Source organism: Aeromonas sp. V90_14, assembly GCF_029967615.1.
GTDB classification, from domain to species: Bacteria; Pseudomonadota; Gammaproteobacteria; order Enterobacterales; family Aeromonadaceae; genus Aeromonas; species Aeromonas hydrophila.
Genome location: NZ_JASCAS010000046.1, coordinates 71,990 through 89,126 on the forward strand (window position 1 = coordinate 71,990; position 17,137 = coordinate 89,126).

General features: G+C 57.2%; 16 protein-coding genes, 3 tRNA genes and 2 pseudogenes. 9 read left to right on the forward strand and 12 right to left on the reverse strand.

The genetic code is table 11. The features are described from left to right. Positions 1–80: 80 nt before the first annotated feature. Positions 81–218: pseudogene (locus QLG02_RS19735) on the reverse strand (IS5/IS1182 family transposase); the annotation flags it as partial. A 48-nt stretch (positions 219–266) separates the two neighbouring features. Between QLG02_RS19735 and QLG02_RS19740 the strand changes: the two are divergent. Continuing rightward, positions 267–755, forward strand: coding sequence for a hypothetical protein (locus QLG02_RS19740; RefSeq protein ID WP_282465962.1), 489 nt, complete (start codon positions 267–269; stop codon positions 753–755). Between the two features lie 174 nt (positions 756–929). On the opposite strand, the pseudogene QLG02_RS19745 reads toward QLG02_RS19740, so the two are convergent. The 4 genes and pseudogenes from QLG02_RS19745 to QLG02_RS19760 all read right to left on the reverse strand — a co-directional run. Continuing rightward, positions 930–1,083: pseudogene (locus QLG02_RS19745) on the reverse strand (IS481 family transposase); the annotation flags it as partial. A gap of 240 nt (positions 1,084–1,323) precedes the next feature. Next, positions 1,324–1,399, reverse strand: a tRNA-His gene (locus QLG02_RS19750). Positions 1,400–1,448: 49 nt separating this feature from the next. Beyond that, a tRNA-Arg gene (locus QLG02_RS19755) sits at positions 1,449–1,525 on the reverse strand. Positions 1,526–1,561: 36 nt separating this feature from the next. Next, a tRNA-Pro gene (locus tag QLG02_RS19760) sits at positions 1,562–1,638 on the reverse strand. 203 nt (positions 1,639–1,841) lie between these two features. On the opposite strand from QLG02_RS19760, the gene folD reads away from it, so the two are divergent. Further along, entirely contained in the window at positions 1,842–2,705 is an 864-nt protein-coding gene (gene folD, locus QLG02_RS19765) for a bifunctional methylenetetrahydrofolate dehydrogenase/methenyltetrahydrofolate cyclohydrolase FolD (protein WP_017411050.1), read from the forward strand. A 107-nt stretch (positions 2,706–2,812) separates the two neighbouring features. On the opposite strand, the gene cspD is transcribed toward folD, so the two are convergent. Then, positions 2,813–3,031, reverse strand: coding sequence for a cold shock-like protein CspD (cspD, locus tag QLG02_RS19770; RefSeq protein ID WP_005300025.1), 219 nt, complete (start codon positions 3,029–3,031; stop codon positions 2,813–2,815). 228 nt (positions 3,032–3,259) lie between these two features. Here cspD and clpS point away from each other — a divergent pair, with 228 nt between their 5' ends. Both clpS and clpA read left to right on the forward strand, forming a co-directional pair. After that, a complete protein-coding gene (gene clpS, locus QLG02_RS19775) occupies positions 3,260–3,577 on the forward strand; it encodes an ATP-dependent Clp protease adapter ClpS (protein ID WP_005300028.1) in 318 nt (105 codons plus the stop codon). A gap of 59 nt (positions 3,578–3,636) precedes the next feature. Further along, the gene (clpA, locus tag QLG02_RS19780; protein ID WP_016350452.1) at positions 3,637–5,889 is read left to right on the forward strand and encodes an ATP-dependent Clp protease ATP-binding subunit ClpA; all 2,253 of its coding nucleotides are present in this window, start codon (positions 3,637–3,639) and stop codon (positions 5,887–5,889) included. Between the two features lie 69 nt (positions 5,890–5,958). Here clpA and infA read toward each other — a convergent pair whose 3' ends face one another. The 3 genes from infA to aat all read right to left on the reverse strand — a co-directional run bounded on the left by infA (position 5,959) and on the right by aat (position 7,667). Next, complete coding sequence (infA, locus tag QLG02_RS19785; RefSeq protein ID WP_005300033.1) at positions 5,959–6,177, reverse strand: translation initiation factor IF-1; 219 nt, start codon at positions 6,175–6,177, stop codon at positions 5,959–5,961. A 69-nt stretch (positions 6,178–6,246) separates the two neighbouring features. After that, positions 6,247–6,963: an arginyltransferase gene (locus tag QLG02_RS19790; protein WP_011705735.1), complete on the reverse strand. Its 717-nt coding sequence runs from the start codon at positions 6,961–6,963 to the stop codon at positions 6,247–6,249. Further along, positions 6,960–7,667, reverse strand: coding sequence for a leucyl/phenylalanyl-tRNA--protein transferase (aat, locus tag QLG02_RS19795; protein WP_282465963.1), 708 nt, complete (start codon positions 7,665–7,667; stop codon positions 6,960–6,962). Before aat ends, QLG02_RS19790 begins: the two co-directional genes overlap by 4 nt. Before the next feature lie 19 nt (positions 7,668–7,686). Here aat and QLG02_RS19800 point away from each other — a divergent pair, with 19 nt between their 5' ends. After that, positions 7,687–8,157 carry a glycine zipper 2TM domain-containing protein gene (locus QLG02_RS19800; RefSeq protein ID WP_011705737.1) on the forward strand — a complete coding sequence of 157 codons (471 nt, stop codon included), beginning with the start codon at positions 7,687–7,689 and terminating at the stop codon, positions 8,155–8,157. Positions 8,158–8,267: 110 nt separating this feature from the next. On the opposite strand, the gene QLG02_RS19805 is transcribed toward QLG02_RS19800, so the two are convergent. From QLG02_RS19805 to QLG02_RS19815, 3 genes are all read right to left on the reverse strand, one after another. Next, on the reverse strand, positions 8,268–9,515 hold the full coding sequence (locus QLG02_RS19805) for a response regulator (RefSeq protein ID WP_011705738.1): 1,248 nt from the start codon (positions 9,513–9,515) through the stop codon (positions 8,268–8,270). Between the two features lie 57 nt (positions 9,516–9,572). Beyond that, complete coding sequence (gene trxB / locus QLG02_RS19810; RefSeq protein WP_017409663.1) at positions 9,573–10,523, reverse strand: thioredoxin-disulfide reductase; 951 nt, start codon at positions 10,521–10,523, stop codon at positions 9,573–9,575. A gap of 601 nt (positions 10,524–11,124) precedes the next feature. Continuing rightward, positions 11,125–11,355, reverse strand: coding sequence for an alanine dehydrogenase (locus tag QLG02_RS19815; RefSeq protein ID WP_103828270.1), 231 nt, complete (start codon positions 11,353–11,355; stop codon positions 11,125–11,127). 149 nt (positions 11,356–11,504) lie between these two features. Here QLG02_RS19815 and lrp point away from each other — a divergent pair, with 149 nt between their 5' ends. The 4 genes from lrp (at position 11,505) to QLG02_RS19835 (ending at position 16,896) form a co-directional block, all read left to right on the forward strand. After that, positions 11,505–11,996 (forward strand): leucine-responsive transcriptional regulator Lrp, encoded by a 492-nt coding sequence (gene lrp / locus QLG02_RS19820; RefSeq protein WP_005300047.1) that lies wholly within the window; start codon positions 11,505–11,507, stop codon positions 11,994–11,996. Between the two features lie 201 nt (positions 11,997–12,197). Then, positions 12,198–14,720: a DNA translocase FtsK gene (locus tag QLG02_RS19825; RefSeq protein WP_043163187.1), complete on the forward strand. Its 2,523-nt coding sequence runs from the start codon at positions 12,198–12,200 to the stop codon at positions 14,718–14,720. A 77-nt stretch (positions 14,721–14,797) separates the two neighbouring features. Continuing rightward, entirely contained in the window at positions 14,798–15,406 is a 609-nt protein-coding gene (gene lolA / locus QLG02_RS19830) for an outer membrane lipoprotein chaperone LolA (protein WP_282465964.1), read from the forward strand. Positions 15,407–15,558: 152 nt separating this feature from the next. Then, on the forward strand, positions 15,559–16,896 hold the full coding sequence (locus tag QLG02_RS19835) for a replication-associated recombination protein A (protein WP_282465965.1): 1,338 nt from the start codon (positions 15,559–15,561) through the stop codon (positions 16,894–16,896). Positions 16,897–17,137: the final 241 nt, after the last annotated feature.

Genomic DNA, 17,137 nt, shown 5'->3' on the forward strand with positions numbered 1-17,137 from the left:
GTACAGATCTAGTTATCACCTGACGGCGTTGTTGCCCAAATCAACCATCAAGTCATCACTTCCCCAGCCCCGGGTGACCGCTACACTCGGGGCTTTCTGACTGGCAGGCCCAGGGTATTCAGTTTGTTTATGGCGCTTACATACGCTATGACTTCCTCCACTTGGCCGTTGTAGTTACGCAGACTAATTTTCCCCGTCAGCAACTGCTTGAACCGATATTACCTAGTAGGCATTGATAATAGTGAGTGAAAATTTGTGAGGTCATAATGAGGAAGTATGGTTTTTTCATTTTAAATTTAATTTTTCCCGCTTTGTTTGTGAATGCAGCTGATCTTATTCAAGGGCCCTATAGGATAAGTAATGATACAGCGAGCGTTAAAATTGAGAAAAATGATGATATAAACTGCCCATTATCTATGGTTATATATGATAAATCATCACGTTATGAGTTAGATAAAATATGTGAGAACGGCGATTGCCCGAATCTCAGGAGCGTTTTTTTCTTTACTCTGAAAGGTGTTAATCATATAGGAACTATAGTTTCATGGCATAACAAGCATCAGGCAGAAGGGATTGATGAGACAAATTTTGAAGTTAAAATTTATAAAAAGAACGCTGGAGGAGAATACTCTGTTGATAAGGCAAAAACTTTGGATCCAGTTTTAAGTGGCACAGAGGATGGGGTCGGCGATGGAACATATAAGTTTAACAATGCAATATCGGTAAAGAAGTATATGAAAGAAAGATATGGTTAAGAGTTTAGCAAGGTGCGATAGACATCCAGTGAGAATATGGGGTGCACACCTTTTTCATAGCTGTTTAGCTGCATGTTAAAGAGTATTGCTGGCAGTTGGTAAGCTGGTTGTAGCATGCACAAATATAGTTACCACCTGACACCGGTCTCAAACCGGTGTCTTGCTTACACCACTCTAAGAGCGCACCTTCTTCGGTACCAATTTCAGAGCCTTCTTGAGCATGCAATAAGGGGGCCTGTCCCTCCATCATTAGGCCCTGACAAGACCACTGTTTGTTGTAGTGTTCTAGGTAGCTGTCCAGACCTGTTTGCATCTGCTCCACCGGTTCGTCCGGGTAATGCTGATCGAGCAGGCGATTTGCTCGTCATTGAGCACAATCGTTTGTTCTTGGTGGTTTTTCTCGAGGCGCAACAAACGGTCGTATCTGGAGTGCAGGTCGTGACGTTGCCATTACGCCACACACACCACCCGTACCGACACTGTACAGGCAACCGTCAGGACGCAATAAGATAGGGTTATTTCTACCGGATTTAAATAGATAAGATTGGATGTTTTCTGAAAGGGATAATGGGGTGGCTGATGGGGCTCGAACCCACGACAACCGGAATCACAATCCGGGACTCTACCAACTGAGCTACAGCCACCACTGAAGATACCCATCAATGCTTGCATCGGGGAGATGCATGTCATCAATGGCGCGCCCTGCAGGATTCGAACCTGCGACCCACGGCTTAGAAGGCCGTTGCTCTATCCGACTGAGCTAAGGGCGCATTGCCTCGACAAGCCTGGCGGCATGTCGAAAAACCTGGTCGGTGATAAAGGATTCGAACCTTTGACCCTCTGGTCCCAAACCAGATGCGCTACCGGGCTGCGCTAATCACCGAAAATCTCGTCTCCAGCATAGCGACAGCGGCTGTACTGGGCAACGGGCCGGCATCATACCCAAGCGGGAAAGCCAGCGTCAACGAATTTTTCCACCAATGAATTCAAATGCCTACTTATTGCCCTCCATGCGAGAGCCGCTAACACCCGTGGCAAAAAAATGCGACAATGCGCGGCAGTTGAACACATGGTGAGTGAAGAACGATGTCTGCCAAAATCATTGATGGAAAACAGGTTGCGCAAACGATTCGCAATCAGGTCGCAGCGCAAGTCCAACAGCGGTTGGCACAAGGAAAACGGGCGCCGGGCTTGGCGGTCATCCTGGTCGGGGTGGATCCTGCCTCGCAGGTCTATGTCGGCAGCAAGCGGCGCGCCTGTGAAGAGGTGGGTTTTATCTCCCGCTCTTATGATCTGGATGCGACGGCGAGCCAGGAAGAGTTGCTGGCACTGATCGATAAGCTGAATGAAGACGCAGACGTTGACGGTATTCTGGTACAGCTCCCCTTGCCGGCTCACTGCGATACGACTCAGGTATTGGAGCGTATTCGCCCCGACAAGGACGTGGATGGTTTCCATCCTTACAACGTGGGTCGGCTGGCACAGCGTATTCCGGCACTGCGCCCCTGTACGCCCAAAGGCATCATGACCTTGATTGAAGCGACCGGTGTAAAAACGCACGGTCTGCATGCAGTGGTAGTCGGGGCATCCAACATCGTTGGTCGGCCGATGACGCTGGAGCTGCTGCTGGCAGGTTGTACTACCACCACCTGTCACCGTTTCACCCAGGATCTGGAAGATCAGGTTCGCCGTGCCGACCTGCTGGTGGTGGCGGTTGGCAAACCCAACTTCATTCCAGGTGAGTGGGTCAAACCGGGGGCACTGGTGATCGACGTGGGCATCAATCGGCTGGCGGACGGCTCACTGGTTGGTGACGTTGAGTTTGAGACCGCGCGTAATCATGCCTCCTTCATCACGCCTGTACCGGGTGGGGTTGGCCCCATGACGGTTGCCAGCCTGATGGAAAATACCCTGAGCGCCTGTCAGGACTATCACGACAACGCGCAATGATCTCCTTCTAGTCTGCTTGGGGGAGCGAGCTTCTCCTGTTAATCGCAGCAATAAAAAAACCGGCAACCTTGCGGCTTGCCGGTTTTTTTATTTATCCAGTTCGACTCTTACATGTTCTGTGCTTCGTTTGGCACAATGACAGAGGCGTGATTGCCTTTCGGCCCCTGCTGCAGTTCAAAGTTGACTGCTTGACCTGCTTTCAACGTCTTGTAGCCTTCCATTTGTATCGTGGAGTAGTGGGCGAAGATATCTTCACCACCTCCTTCCGGACAGATAAACCCAAATCCTTTTGCGTTGTTAAACCACTTGACTGTTCCGGTTGCCATACATCTACATCCTTTTATTGATTACCTTGAAGTCGTTGAGTAACCTGCGCCAGCCCTTTATAACTAGTAGTATAGCCCATAGCAGACGGGCGCCGATTAGCAAGTAACCAATCTAGTCTAACTTTTGAGCGAGTCAAGGAGTTGTTAACAACTGATGTGATCTGGTTAACAAGTCTATTGACAATCTTGTGTTAGGCGGTAGTAATCTAGAGGTACCAAAGCGCGATTATGAGCAAGCAGAAAGAACTCTTTGCTAATGAAGAGATTGCAGAAGCAGAGAAAACCAAGCTGCAACCGCCACCCATGTACAAGGTCGTCCTGAACAACGACGACTACACACCGATGGAGTTCGTGGTGGAGGTGCTGCAAAAGTTCTTTGGTATGGATTTGGACAAGGCCACTCAGGTGATGCTGAGCGTGCATTATAGTGGTAAGGGAGTCTGTGGCACGTTCACCGCTGAGATTGCCGAAACCAAAGTGGTCCAGGTCAACACCTATGCACGTAACAACGAACATCCACTGCTGTGTACCATGGAAAAGGCTTGAATCTGATGACTTGATGGCGATGACGACACCACATTGTTGCTGTACTAGGGGAGGTGCCTATGTTGAATAAAGATCTAGAAAAGACGCTGAACGAGGCTTTCAAACTGGCCCGTGACGAGCGCCACGAATTCATGACTGTCGAGCACCTGTTGTTAGCCCTGCTGGATAACAGCTCAGCTCATGAGGCGCTGAGTTCTTGTGGTGCTGACGTGGAGCTGATGCGCAAAGAGATCAGCGCATTCATCAGTCAAACAACCCCGCTTATTCCCCGTGACGATGAAGATCGTGAAACCCAGCCCACACTGGGCTTCCAGCGGGTGCTGCAACGCGCCGTGTTCCATGTTCAATCATCGGGCAACACGGAAGTCAGTGGTGCCAACGTGCTGGTTGCCATTTTCAGCGAGCAGGAGTCCCAGGCCGCTTACTTCCTGAAAAAGGCCGAGATCAGCCGACTGGATGTGGTCAATTTCCTCTCCCATGGCGTGCGCAAAGACAGCAAGCCGGACAACAGCAACAACAATGCCGAGTCCGACGACGATGTGTCTGCCGCTCAGATAGAAAGCTTTGCCACCAACCTCAATCAGTTGGTGCTGGAAGGGCGTATCGATCCGCTCATTGGACGGGATCAGGAGCTCAATCGTACCATCCAGGTGCTCTGCCGCCGTCGCAAGAACAACCCCTTGCTGGTCGGTGAAGCCGGGGTCGGCAAGACGGCCATCGCCGAAGGGCTGGCCTATCGTATCGTCAAGGGCGATGTGCCCGAGGTGATTGCGGGCAGCACCATTTATTCCCTGGACATGGGCTCGCTGCTGGCGGGGACCAAGTATCGCGGCGATTTCGAGAAGCGCCTCAAGGTGCTGCTCAAGCAGATCGAGCGCCAGGAAGGGGCGATCCTGTTCATCGACGAGATCCACACCATCATAGGGGCTGGTGCTGCCTCTGGTGGTCAGCTGGATGCGGCCAACCTCATCAAGCCGCTGCTCTCCAATGGCTTGCTGCGTTGTGTCGGCTCCACCACTTATCAGGAATACTCCCAGATCTTTGAGAAGGACCGTGCTCTGGCGCGTCGCTTCCAGAAGATCGATATCGTCGAGCCCAGTGTGGATGACACCACCCGCATCCTGATGGGTCTCAAGAGTCGCTATGAAGCTCACCACGGGGTGCGCTACACCGTCAAGGCCATCCGCGCCGCGGTGGAGCTCTCTGCCAAGTACATCAATGATCGCCATTTGCCTGACAAAGCGATCGACGTGATCGACGAAGCCGGTGCCGGGCAACGGCTGCTGCCGGCGAGCAAGCGCAAGAAAGTGATCAATGTGCAGGAGATCGAAGCCATCGTGGCCAAGATTGCCCGCATCCCGGAGAAATCAGTCTCCTCTTCTGATAAGGAAGTGCTGAAGAATCTGGAGCGTAATCTCAAGATGGTGGTATTTGGTCAGGACAAAGCCATTGAGGTGCTGACCGATTCCATTCGTTTGTCACGTTCGGGCTTGGGTAATGAGCGTCGCCCTGTGGGTTGTTTCCTGTTTGCCGGCCCGACCGGGGTCGGCAAGACCGAGGTCACTCAGCAGTTGGGCAAGGCGCTCGGCGTCGAGGTGCTGCGCTTTGACATGTCGGAGTACATGGAACGCCACACCGTCTCCCGCCTGATCGGGGCGCCTCCCGGTTATGTCGGCTTTGAGCAGGGTGGACTCCTGACCGATTCTGTACTCAAGCACCCGCATTCAGTGGTGCTGCTGGACGAGATCGAAAAAGCGCACCCGGATGTGTTCAACTTGCTGCTGCAGGTGATGGACAACGGCACCCTGACCGACAACAACGGGCGCAAGGCGGATTTTCGCAACGTGATCCTGGTGATGACCACCAACGCCGGCGTGCAGGAGACCCAGCGCAAATCCATCGGCTTCCAGCAACAGGATATGAGCCACGATGCCATGGCGGTGATCAACAAGACGTTCAGCCCGGAGTTTCGCAACCGGCTCGATCACACCATCTGGTTCAACCATCTGGATATGCAGGTGATACATCAGGTGGTCGACAAGTTCATCGTCGAGTTGCAGGTACAACTGGATGCCAAGGGCGTGTCTCTTGAAGTGTCCGAGGGGGTCCGCCACTGGTTGGCCGAGAAGGGATATGACAGGGCCATGGGAGCGAGACCCATGGGGCGGGTCATCCAGGAACACCTCAAGAAACCCCTTGCCAATGAGATCCTGTTCGGATCCTTGGTCGATGGGGGGGTAGTGAAGGTTGAGTTGATAAATGACAGCCTCAGCTTTGACTATCAAGTCAATGTTGAAGCTGTTTCCCACTAAGCTTAACGCTGTTGGAAAACCACAAAAAACCCCAACCGGAAGGTTGGGGTTTTTTGCTGAATTCCTGGCTTAGCGAGAGCGGAAAACAATACGTCCCTTGGAGAGATCGTACGGAGTCAGAGCTACCGTTACTTTGTCCCCAGTCAGGATACGGATGTAGTTTTTGCGCATCTTGCCGGAAATATGAGCGATAACCACGTGACCATTCTCCAGTTCCACACGGAACATGGTATTGGGCAGGGTTTCGAGAATAGTGCCCTGCATCTCAATACTGTCTTCTTTAGCCATTGAATCCTCTTGATAAGCCACAACAAAAAATCCGCTGGATCATGCCGGATTTAAGGCTATGTGTAAAGTTTACTCGGGCTTGCTGTCGATATTTTTCCATTCCCCCTGTATCAATCGTTCATGGGGCAGATACTGGCGCTTGTAATTCATCTTGCGGCACTCCTCCACCAGATAGCCCAGATATAGCCAGCTGCGGCCGGTTCTTCTGGCCAGTTCCAACTGACTCAGAATGGCGAAGGTACCGAGAGAGCGATCGGCATGGGCGGGGTCGAAAAAGGTGTACATGGCGCTGAGGGAGTGGGGCAGCAGATCCGTGGTTGCGACTCCGATCAGCCGGTTATCCTTGCGCATTTCCAGATAGAGGGGCGGCATCCAGTCACAGTGCAGGAAGCCCTTGTACTGGGTGCGGCTGGGGGGATACATGCTGCCGTCATGATGGCGTTCGCGAATGTAGCGCTCATAGAGCTGATAGTACTCGGGCTTGTCGTCGTAGCTGAGTACCAGCTCGATATCCTGATTGAGCTGGCGGATCCGCTTCTGGCTGCGGCTCGGCACGAAGCGCTCGCTGTGGATGCGCAGGGACTGGCAGGCATTGCAGGCAGGGCAGTGGGGACGATAGATGTCGTTGCCGCTGCGCCGAAAGCCGGCCGTCAGCAGCCGTTCGTAGCCGCTGGCATTGAGCAGGCTATGATCCATCAACACCAGCAGTTGCTCCTGCTCATGACCCAGATAGCTGCATTGATGCTTCGGGGTCAGTCCTACCTTGAGGATCACTTCTTCGGTCATAACAAAATGTTCCCCGTTTGCCAGCAATTGGCCGCCAGCGATTGTCGGCTCAGTTGTGCCAGCGTCGTCAAAAATTGGCGTCTCGGCCACTCTTCTATTCCCAGGGTGGCCAAAAAATCGTTCTGCATCTGGCAATCGATCAAGGCACCATCATGGCGGGCGAAGTGTCGACAGAGCGCCACCATGGCCAGTTTGGCACCGTTGTCGATACGACTGAACATGGACTCGCCGCAGAACACCCGGCCGAGGGAGAGGCCATAGAGGCCGGCTTGCAACTGACCCTCCTGCCAGATCTCGATGGAGTGCGCATGGCCAAGGCGGTGCAATTGTCGATAGGCGTCGATCATGGGTGTGCTGATCCAGGTTCCACTGGCACTGCGACGGGGCGCGGCGCAGGCCGTTATAACCTCATTAAAGGCGCGATCGATGGAAATATCGAATGAGGTACCACGGATAAATTTGCGCAGGGTGCGACCGATATGCAGCTGTTCCGGCCGGATGACGCCTCTGGGATCCGGTGACCACCATAGCAGCGGCTGGTGGGGTTCATTCCACGGGAAGATCCCCTTGTGGTAAGCTGCCAGCAAGCGGGCAGGGGAGAGATCCCCGCCGATCGCCAGCAGGCCGTTGGGTTCCTCCAGGGCATGCTCGGGGTCGGGAAACCAGCACAGCTCATCATCCAATTGGGTAAGATAGCGAGACATAAGATAACGAGGTTCATAGATGAAGGCCATTATCCTGATAGTATCCAGCTTGTTTTGCTTTGTCACTGCGCCCGCCTGGGCGCAGGTCTACGAGCGCAATACGGCAAGACCCGTGAATCAGGTGGTGTTTGGCCAGGTCGAAACGGTGCGCAACATCACCCAGCGCCAAATTCTGGAGTCAGAACACTCCGGCTGGAAAACCCTGGGTGGCGCCGTCCTGGGCGGTCTGCTTGGCAACCAGTTTGGTGGCGGTCATGGCCGTGAAATCGCTACTGCTGTCGGCGCATTGGCGGGGGCGGCCGCGGCGCAGCAGTATCAATCGGGCGGCACCGTGGTGGAGAACAAGCTGGTGGAGCTGCTTATTCGCAACGAGCAAAACGGGCTGGTGAACGTCATTCAGGATTACGATCCGGCCATGGTGTTCATGAACGGCGACAAGGTGCGCATCCTCTATTTCGACGATGGTGTGCGGGTCGACAAGACCTATTGAAGCAGGCGCTGGCTCAGGCGGTCATCAAGGGGGGAGAAGTGACCCGACACGCTGCCGGCTGGGCAAGCTGTCGGGCGGGTACTACACGGAGAACATCTGGCGAGGTAACGTCAGGCCGATGAGTCCTGCGACACTATCTTGTCACGGCCGGTGTTCTTTGCCTGATAGAGCAGGCGATCCGCCTCGCTCAGTGCCTCGTCCATGGAACCGCGCCCGACCTTGATCACGCCGAAACTGGCGCGTACAAACAGCGGCGTCTCCCTGGACAGCGGTTGCTGGCGCATCTGCTGGCGCAGCCCCTCCAGCCGTTTGAGCAGCACCGGCACGGTGCAGTGGGGCACCATCAGGGCAAACTCCTCGCCACCAAAACGGGCGATCATGGCATCTGGGAAGAACTGGGTGAGCAGCCGGGTGAGGTGGCAGAGCAGCTGATCGCCGATGGCATGACCCCAGTGATCGTTGACCTGCTTGAAGTGATCCACATCGAGCACGCACAGCGCAAGCGGCGTCTCCTGACGCTGGTGCTCCTCGAACCATTTCTGTCCTTCATTGAACCAGTAGCGCCGGTTGTAGAGCCCGGTCAGGTAGTCGCGATTGGCCGACTCCTGAATGCTGTTGAACTGCTCCAGCGCTTCCAGGTTGTGGCTGACCCGGCATTGCAGCTCTTCCGGTTCGAACGGCTGGTTGAGGAAGTCGTTGGCGCCCTGCTTGAGATAGCGGGCGGAGAGGCCGCGCTTGTCCGACACCGAGATGCCGATGATGGCGAGCTGCTGCTTGCTGTAACGCTCGCGCAGCATGCGTACCAGGCTGATCCCGTCAATTTCTGGCATGTAGTAGTCGACCAGCACCAGCCGAATGGCCGGGTTCTGTTCGAGCTGGGCCAGGGCCTCGCGGGCGTGGCTCGCCTCATGCACCTGCAGCAGTTGTTTGCGCAACTGGGCCATGGTGCGGTGGCGGGAGGTGCGTGAATCATCGACCACCAGGACTTCGATGCGCTGGTTGAGGTAGAGGCGATGAACCAGGCTGACGGCGTATTGCAGGGAGTGGCGTGAATCCTTCATCACATAGTCCAGCACCCCAGCCTCCAGCCAGGCTGCGCGCTTCTCCTCGCTGATATCGGCAGTGAGGATCACCACCGGCAAGCCCCGCTCCAGCAATACCTTGACCGCTTCCCCGCTGGGGGCATCCGGCAGGGTCAGATCCACCAGGGCAACCACGTACTCTTCTCCCCGACAGTGGCGGGCACCCTCCAGGGTATCGAATGCATCGATCTCCAGCCCGGTTTGCTGGGCAATGGCCTGGATCAGCATCCGTCGAATGGTCAGACTGTCCTCGACTATCAATATTTTCTGTTTCATCCGGCTCCTTAAAGTAAAAAGGCATGCCTCGCGGCATGCCTTTTATATCCCTTGTGCTTATTGCGCGTCCAGATAGCGCTCGGCATCGAGGGCGGCCATACAGCCGGTACCGGCCGAGGTGATGGCCTGGCGGTAGGTGTGGTCGGCCACGTCACCGGCGGCAAATACCCCTTCGATACTGGTCTGGGTGGCGAAGCCGTCGAGGCCGCCACGCACCTTCAAATAGCCGTTTTGCATATCCAGCTGGTCGGCGAAGATCTGGGTATTGGGCTGGTGACCGATGGCGATGAAGACGCCCATCAGTGGCAGGTCGGTGGTGGTGTCGTTCTGGGTGTTGCGCAGGCGCACGCCGGTCACCCCCATGTCGTCGCCCAGCACTTCGTCCAGAGTCTGGTGGGTGTGCAGCACGATATTGCCGCTGGCCACCTTGTCGTGCAGGCGCTTGATCAGGATCTTCTCGGCACGGAACTCGTCGCGACGGTGAATGAGGTGCACCTTCTTGGCGATGTTGGCCAGATAGAGCGCCTCTTCCACGGCGGTGTTGCCGCCGCCGACCACGGCCACTTCCTGATTGCGATAGAAGAAGCCGTCACAGGTGGCGCAGGCGGAGACGCCGCGGCCCTTGAAGGCCTCTTCGGAAGGCAGGCCCAGATACTTGGCGGAGGCACCGGTGGCGATGATCAGCGCATCACAGGTGTATTCGCCGTTGTCGCCCTTGAGACGGAACGGACGCTGGGTCAGCTGCACTTCATTGATGTGATCAAACAGAATGCGGGTGTCGAACTTCTCCGCATGCTCTTTCATGCGCTCCATCAGGGCCGGACCGGTCAGACCCTCGGGGTCACCGGGCCAGTTCTCCACTTCGGTGGTGGTAGTCAGCTGACCGCCTTGCTGCATGCCAGTGATGAGCAGCGGATTGAGGTTGGCACGGGCGGCATAGACGGCGGCAGTGTAACCCGCCGGGCCTGACCCTAAGATCAGCAGTTTGCTATGAGTGACTTGGCTCATGATGTGATTTCCGAGACGTGATGAGTTTGCGCGATTGTAGGTAATTCGTGATAAGGGGTCAAAGGCCAGTGAGTCGATTGCATCAATCGGCTGGTGGGGTGGGAGGGGAGTAAGAAAGGGCTGAAAACCTGTCCTGTCGCGGAAGGCTCCACAACCGGGTTTGGCGCGCCTTGATAAGGAGCATAATGGCTCTCTCGCCATGGTGATGTGAGAGGTCGCAGCTGGTATCCGCTGGCGCTTCCCGAACGTGGCACGCATTCCTATTGAAAAGGTGGGGAAGGGAGCTTGCAGCCGCGTTTGCCAGCGGGCGTTGCCCGCCAGGCTGATCCTGTCCGCTGGTGTGGCGGCGATCTAGACGCGATTGACAAGTTTTGGCGCAGTGGCCCTCGCTGCCGGTGCTTTGTCGCACAGCGCCTCAGGCCATGGCTGCCTCATGAGTACGGGGTCACCTAATACGGCTGCGCACTGACACGAGGTGGAAGCGCGTGTTGGCTGCTCCCCCGATAGGCACATTTATGATGGCTAACCCCCCGTTATCCTGCAGGGCGAATGCCAAATCATTGCCGGGCAGTTGCGACGAAGACGCAGGGAAGGGGAGGCGTTATGTTTTGAGTCTGATGGATACGCTGGCCGCGGTGAAAATTGCTGCAATGCAGGACAAAATAGCGGCAGTGGCAGCGCGATAATCTGCACCACCTGAATCAATGCCGCTTCCTGCGCCGCTTTGGGCGAAAACAGTATGGTTTCGTGCTGTCAGTTCACGTACACTGGCCACAGCCATGCCTACGCGGTATTCATGGTTTTTTATTTCTTTAGGTACACCGATAATCATGCTATCCCTCGACTATCGATTGGTGGTTTATGTTGCAAGCTAGTTTGGCAACATTTGCGCCTTGCATATTCAGGTATTGACAGGATTTGTGACCATAATTATAAAATGACTGGTGATTCTTACCAAAAAATAGCCAAAGGATGGAATAAATGATGGAAGCTAAGAGTCGGCTAAAGGATTTGGACAGGATTGACCGCAACATTCTGAATGAGCTGCAAAAGGATGGCAGAATTTCGAACGTTGAGTTGTCCAAACGAGTTGGCCTGAGTCCTACACCGTGTCTGGAACGGGTTCGTCGCCTCGAGCGACAAGGGTATATCGAAGGGTATGCCGCCATTCTGAACCCTCATTATCTGGACGCGTCTCTGCTGGTATTCGTGGAAATTACCCTCAATCGCGGTGCCCCCGATGTGTTTGAACAGTTCAACAAGGCTGTTCAGGTGCTCGAGGAGATCCAGGAGTGCCATCTGGTCTCCGGCGATTTCGACTATCTGCTCAAGACCCGAGTCAGCGACATGTCGGCCTATCGCCGTCTGCTGGGGGAAACCCTGCTGCGTCTGCCCGGTGTCAACGACACTCGCACCTATGTGGTGATGGAAGAGGTCAAACAGAGCAGTCGTCTGGTGATCAGCACCCGTTGAGTCGGGTTATGCTGTGGCTTGCCAGCCTTGCGACAAGTCACGACATTCAGAAACGAGCGGCCGGTCCGCTCGTTTCTTCTTATCGAGTCGGTTGTGAATATGGCCGCCACGCCAGGCACGGGCTGACAACCGGTGGGCTTTTCAGGGATACTAGGCCCCCTTATCCCCCTGCATTACATGTTTTCAGAAAGGAGCCGGAGTTTGGCCGATAAAAAGCTGTTTACTCCTTTATCAGGTACACAACGGATCTTCGAAGCCGTCTTGATCGCCATCACCCTGATGGCTGCCTATCTCTTGCTTGCCCTGTTGTCCTACCACCCCGCCGATCCCGGTTGGTCCCAGACCTCCTGGCAAGGGGAGGTGAAAAACCTCGCCGGCAGCGCGGGGGCCTGGCTCGCCGACATCACCATGTTTACCTTCGGGGCGTTTTCCTATCTGGTTCCCCCCCTGGTCGTCCTGCTGGGCTGGAGCCTGTTCTGGCGTCCAAGCCGGCTGCTTGATGTGGATTACCTCACCCTGTCGGTGCGCATCGTCGGCTTCGTGCTGACCGTGCTCGGCATGTCCGCCATTGCCAGCATGAACTTCAATGATCTGCAGAATTTTTCCGCCGGCGGCCTGGTGGGGGACGTGATCTCCTCCGCCGTGGTGCCGCTGTTTGGCGGGGTCGGTGCCAACCTGATGCTGCTCTGCTTCGTGGCCACCGGCATCACCCTGTTCACCGGCTGGTCCTGGCTGACCATCGTCGAGCGGATCGGGGCCGCCTGCACCGGTTCGGTCAGCGCCGTTTACCATTTTCCCACCACCCTTGGCCGCTGGCTGACCGGTGGCTGGCGCCAGCCGCGCGTTGAGGGGCCGGATCCCTTGCTGGAAGGGGGCGTGGGGGCCATCGAACTCGATGACGAGGAAGATGAACCGCACTCCAGCTGGACCCGTCGTCCCAAGGAAAAAGCCGCAACCAAGAGCCAGAAGGCCAAGTCCGATGAGTGGCTGCCCGAGCTTGATGAGGATACCTTCCAGTTCGATCCGCAGTTTGACGATGAAGATGACGAGCCGGCCCCCGTGGCCAAGGCCAAGCGAGCAGCCACCAACGGCGCTCGTCGTCAGCCAGCCCTGGTCACGGCCGATGACGAGGACGATGATCTGGATCTGCCCTGGGCGGAAGGAGATGAGGAGGCGCCAGCACCGGCGGCTCCCACGCCCGGCAAGCCCAAGCGCCGCCTGCAACCTGGGCTGCCACCCTTGCCCAGCATCGAGCTGCTGGACCGTCCGCCCGCCAAGACCCAGATGATGAGCAAGGACGAGCTGGAGCGCATGGGCCGACTGGTGGAGGCGAAACTGGCCGACTACAACGTGCAGGCCAAGGTGGTGGGTGTCTATCCAGGCCCCGTCATCACCCGTTTCGAGCTGGATCTGGCGCCTGGCATGAAGGCGAGCAAGATCACCAACCTCTCCCGCGATCTGGCCCGCTCTCTGTCGGCCAGCAGCGTGCGGGTGGTGGAAGTGATCCCGGGCAAGACTTTCGTCGGGATCGAGCTGCCCAACCGGGTGCGTCAGACCGTCTACCTGCGCGAGACCCTCGACTGCGAGGCGTTCTCGGGCAGCCGCAACCCGCTCACCATGGGGCTGGGTCAGGACATCGCCGGCGAACCCGTGGTGGTGAACCTCGCCAAGATGCCCCACCTGCTGGTGGCCGGTACCACCGGCTCCGGTAAATCGGTGGGGGTGAACACCATGATCATCTCCATGCTCTACAAGTCGACGCCGGACGATCTGCGCTTCATCATGATCGACCCCAAGATGCTGGAGCTGTCGGTCTACGAGGGGATCCCCCATCTGCTGACCGAGGTGGTGACCGACATGAAGGACGCAGCCAACGCCCTGCGCTGGTGCGTGGGCGAGATGGAGCGTCGCTACAAACTGATGTCGGCGGTCGGGGTGCGCAACCTCAAGGGCTACAACGACAAGGTGCTGGCGGCCATCGAGGAGGGGGAACCCCTGCTGGATCCGCTGTGGCGTCCGGGCGACTCCATGGATCAGATGCCGCCTGAGCTGGAAAAACTGCCCCACATCGTGGTGGTGGTGGACGAGTTTGCCGACATGATGATGATCGTCGGCAAGAAGGTGGAGGAGCTGATCGCCCGTATCGCCCAGAAGGCGCGGGCGGCAGGTATTCACCTGATCCTGGCGACCCAGCGTCCGTCGGTGGATGTCATTACCGGTCTCATCAAGGCCAACATCCCGACCCGTATCTCGTTCCAGGTGTCGAGCAAGATCGACTCCCGTACCATCATCGATCAGGGCGGTGCCGAATCCCTGCTCGGCATGGGCGACATGCTCTACATGCCGGCCGGTACCTCCAACCCGACCCGGGTGCACGGTGCCTTTGTCGACGACCACGAGGTACACAAGGTGGTGGCGGACTGGAAACTGCGCGGCGAGCCGAACTACATCGAGGAGATCCTCTCCGGTGAATCCGGCGGCGAGGGCGGCAGCGGCGAATATGGCGGTGGTGACGACGAAGAGCTCGACCCCCTGTTCGACGAGGCGGTGGCCTTCGTGGTGGAATCGCGCCGCGGCTCGACCTCCAGCGTGCAACGCAAGTTCAAGATTGGTTACAACCGGGCGGCCCGTCTCATCGAGCAGATGGAAAACCAGGGCATCGTCAGCGCCCCGGGCGGCAATGGTCAGCGCGATGTGCTGGCCCCACCACCGGTACGTGACTAAGCCTCACCCCTCTATCATCCTGGCCATGCCCCCTGCGGGCGTGGCCTTTTATCGAGATAGCCGTTATGAAAAGCATGATGAAAAAACAACTGTTGATGGGCACTGTGCTGCTGGTTGCCAGCAGCCAGGTGTGGGCCGACGCGGCCAGCGATCTCAAGCAGAAGCTGGCGGGGGTGAGCCTCTTCTCCGCCAAGTTTGCCCAGACCGTCTATGACAGCAAGGGCAAGGAGCTGCAGCGCGCCGGTGGCGATCTGCTGGTGCAGCGCCCCAATCGCTTCAACTGGCACACCACCTCGCCGGACGAAAGCCTGATCGTAGCCGATGGCAAGAATGTCTGGGTCTATGATCCCTTCGTCGAGCAGGTGACCGCTCTCAAGATGAAGGATGCCGTGCTCAACACCCCCTTCGTGCTGATCGCTGGCAACGACAACAGCCTCTGGAAGAACTATGACGTGACCCAGGAAGGGGATGTCTATACCGTCAACAGTCGCAATCAGGACGAACTGATCGCCTCATTCCGCATCACCTTCGACAGGCAGAACAACATCAGCCGCTTCGACGTGAAAGAGGCCCAGGGCCAGTGGAGCGAGTTCACCCTGAGCAACTTCAATCGCAAGCCGGTGCTCAAGGGCAACGAATTTGTCTTCAAAATCCCGAAGGGGGTCGCGCTGGACGATCAGCGCTGATGAGCAGACGGTCGCTGGATTTCTGGTCGGTCCGTCGGTCAATGTCGACGGACATGACGCTGGGGGTCAATACCGATGAGTAACCTCTTGTTGGATGTCTCGTCGGGCCGTTTTTCCATGGCGGTATGCGTGATACTGAACGGTCAAAACAGATGAGCAACTTGTCGCTGGATTTTTCGTCGGACTTTCGTCCGCTGGCGGCCCGGATGCGGCCGCAAACCCTCGAGCAGTATATCGGTCAGCAACATATCTTGGGGCCTGACAAGCCCCTGCGCAAAGCGATCCTGGCCGGCCACTGTCACTCCATGATCCTGTGGGGGCCTCCCGGCACCGGCAAGACCACGCTGGCCGAACTGATGGCGCACTACTGCCAGGCCGAGGTCGAGCGGCTCTCGGCGGTCACCTCCGGTATCAAGGAGATCCGCGCCGCCATCGACAAGGCCAAGGAGAACAGCTGGCGTGGGGTGCGCACCATCCTGTTCGTGGACGAGGTACACCGTTTCAACAAGAGCCAGCAGGATGTGTTCCTGCCTCACATCGAAGACGGCACCATCACCTTTATCGGCGCCACCACCGAAAACCCCTCGTTTGAACTCAACAACGCGCTGCTCTCCCGGGCCCGGGTCTATCTGCTCAAACGACTGGAGGAGGAGGATATCCTCACCCTCATCGATCAGGCGATGCAGGATGCTCGCGGGCTCAATGATCCGGCGCTGACCTTCGCCCCCGGGGTGAAGGAGGCGCTGGCCAAGGCAGTGGATGGGGACGGGCGCAAGTCCCTCAACTACCTGGAGCTGCTGGCCGACATGGCCGAGCCCGACGGCAGCGGCCACAGGCTTATCGACAGCACCCTGCTGGCCGCCGTGGTGGGGGAGCACGTAGCGCGCTTCGACAAGGGGGGCGATCACTTCTACGACCTCATCTCGGCGGTGCACAAGTCTATTCGCGGCTCGGCGCCGGATGCGGCGCTCTACTGGTATGCCCGCATGGTGAGCGCCGGTTGCGATCCGCTCTATATTGCGCGCCGGCTGCTGGCGATTGCCTCCGAGGACGTGGGCAACGCCGATCCCCGTGCCATGCAGGTGGCGCTCTCGGCCTGGGACTGCTTCCACCGCATCGGGCCGGCGGAAGGGGAGCGGGCCATCGCCCAGGCGATCGTCTATCTCGCCTGCGCGCCCAAGAGCAATGCGGTCTACACCGCCTGGAAGGCGGCGCTTCACGACGCCAAGAATCTGCCGGACTTCGAGGTGCCGCCGCACCTGCGCAACGCACCGACCAAGCTGATGAGCGAGCTGGGCTATGGCGCCGAGTACCGTTACGCCCACGACGAGCCCGGTGCCTATGCCGCCGGTGAGCAGTACTTCCCGCCCGAGCTGGCCGGCAAGCAGTACTATCAGCCCACCGAGCGCGGTCTTGAAAAGCAGATAGCCCAGAAGCTCGACTATCTGCATGAGCTGGATCGGCAGAGCCCGCGGCAACGGGACAAATAGTGGTGCGATGGCGGCTGGTAGCGAGGCTCTCCCGGGTCTGTCTTGCCTGGTTGCGCGTTAATTGGTCAGCCGATTTGATCCAGGTCGTCATCCCCCGGAAAACAGGGCAAAACGGGCGCAATAGTCCCTGTTCGGGCGGGGGGGCGGTCTGATACACTGGCCCTCTGACCCCGCTTGTCTTGGCCTGGTGCCATCTTCTTGATTTCGAAGGCCTGCTCACCATAGGCCCGATTCTGAAAGA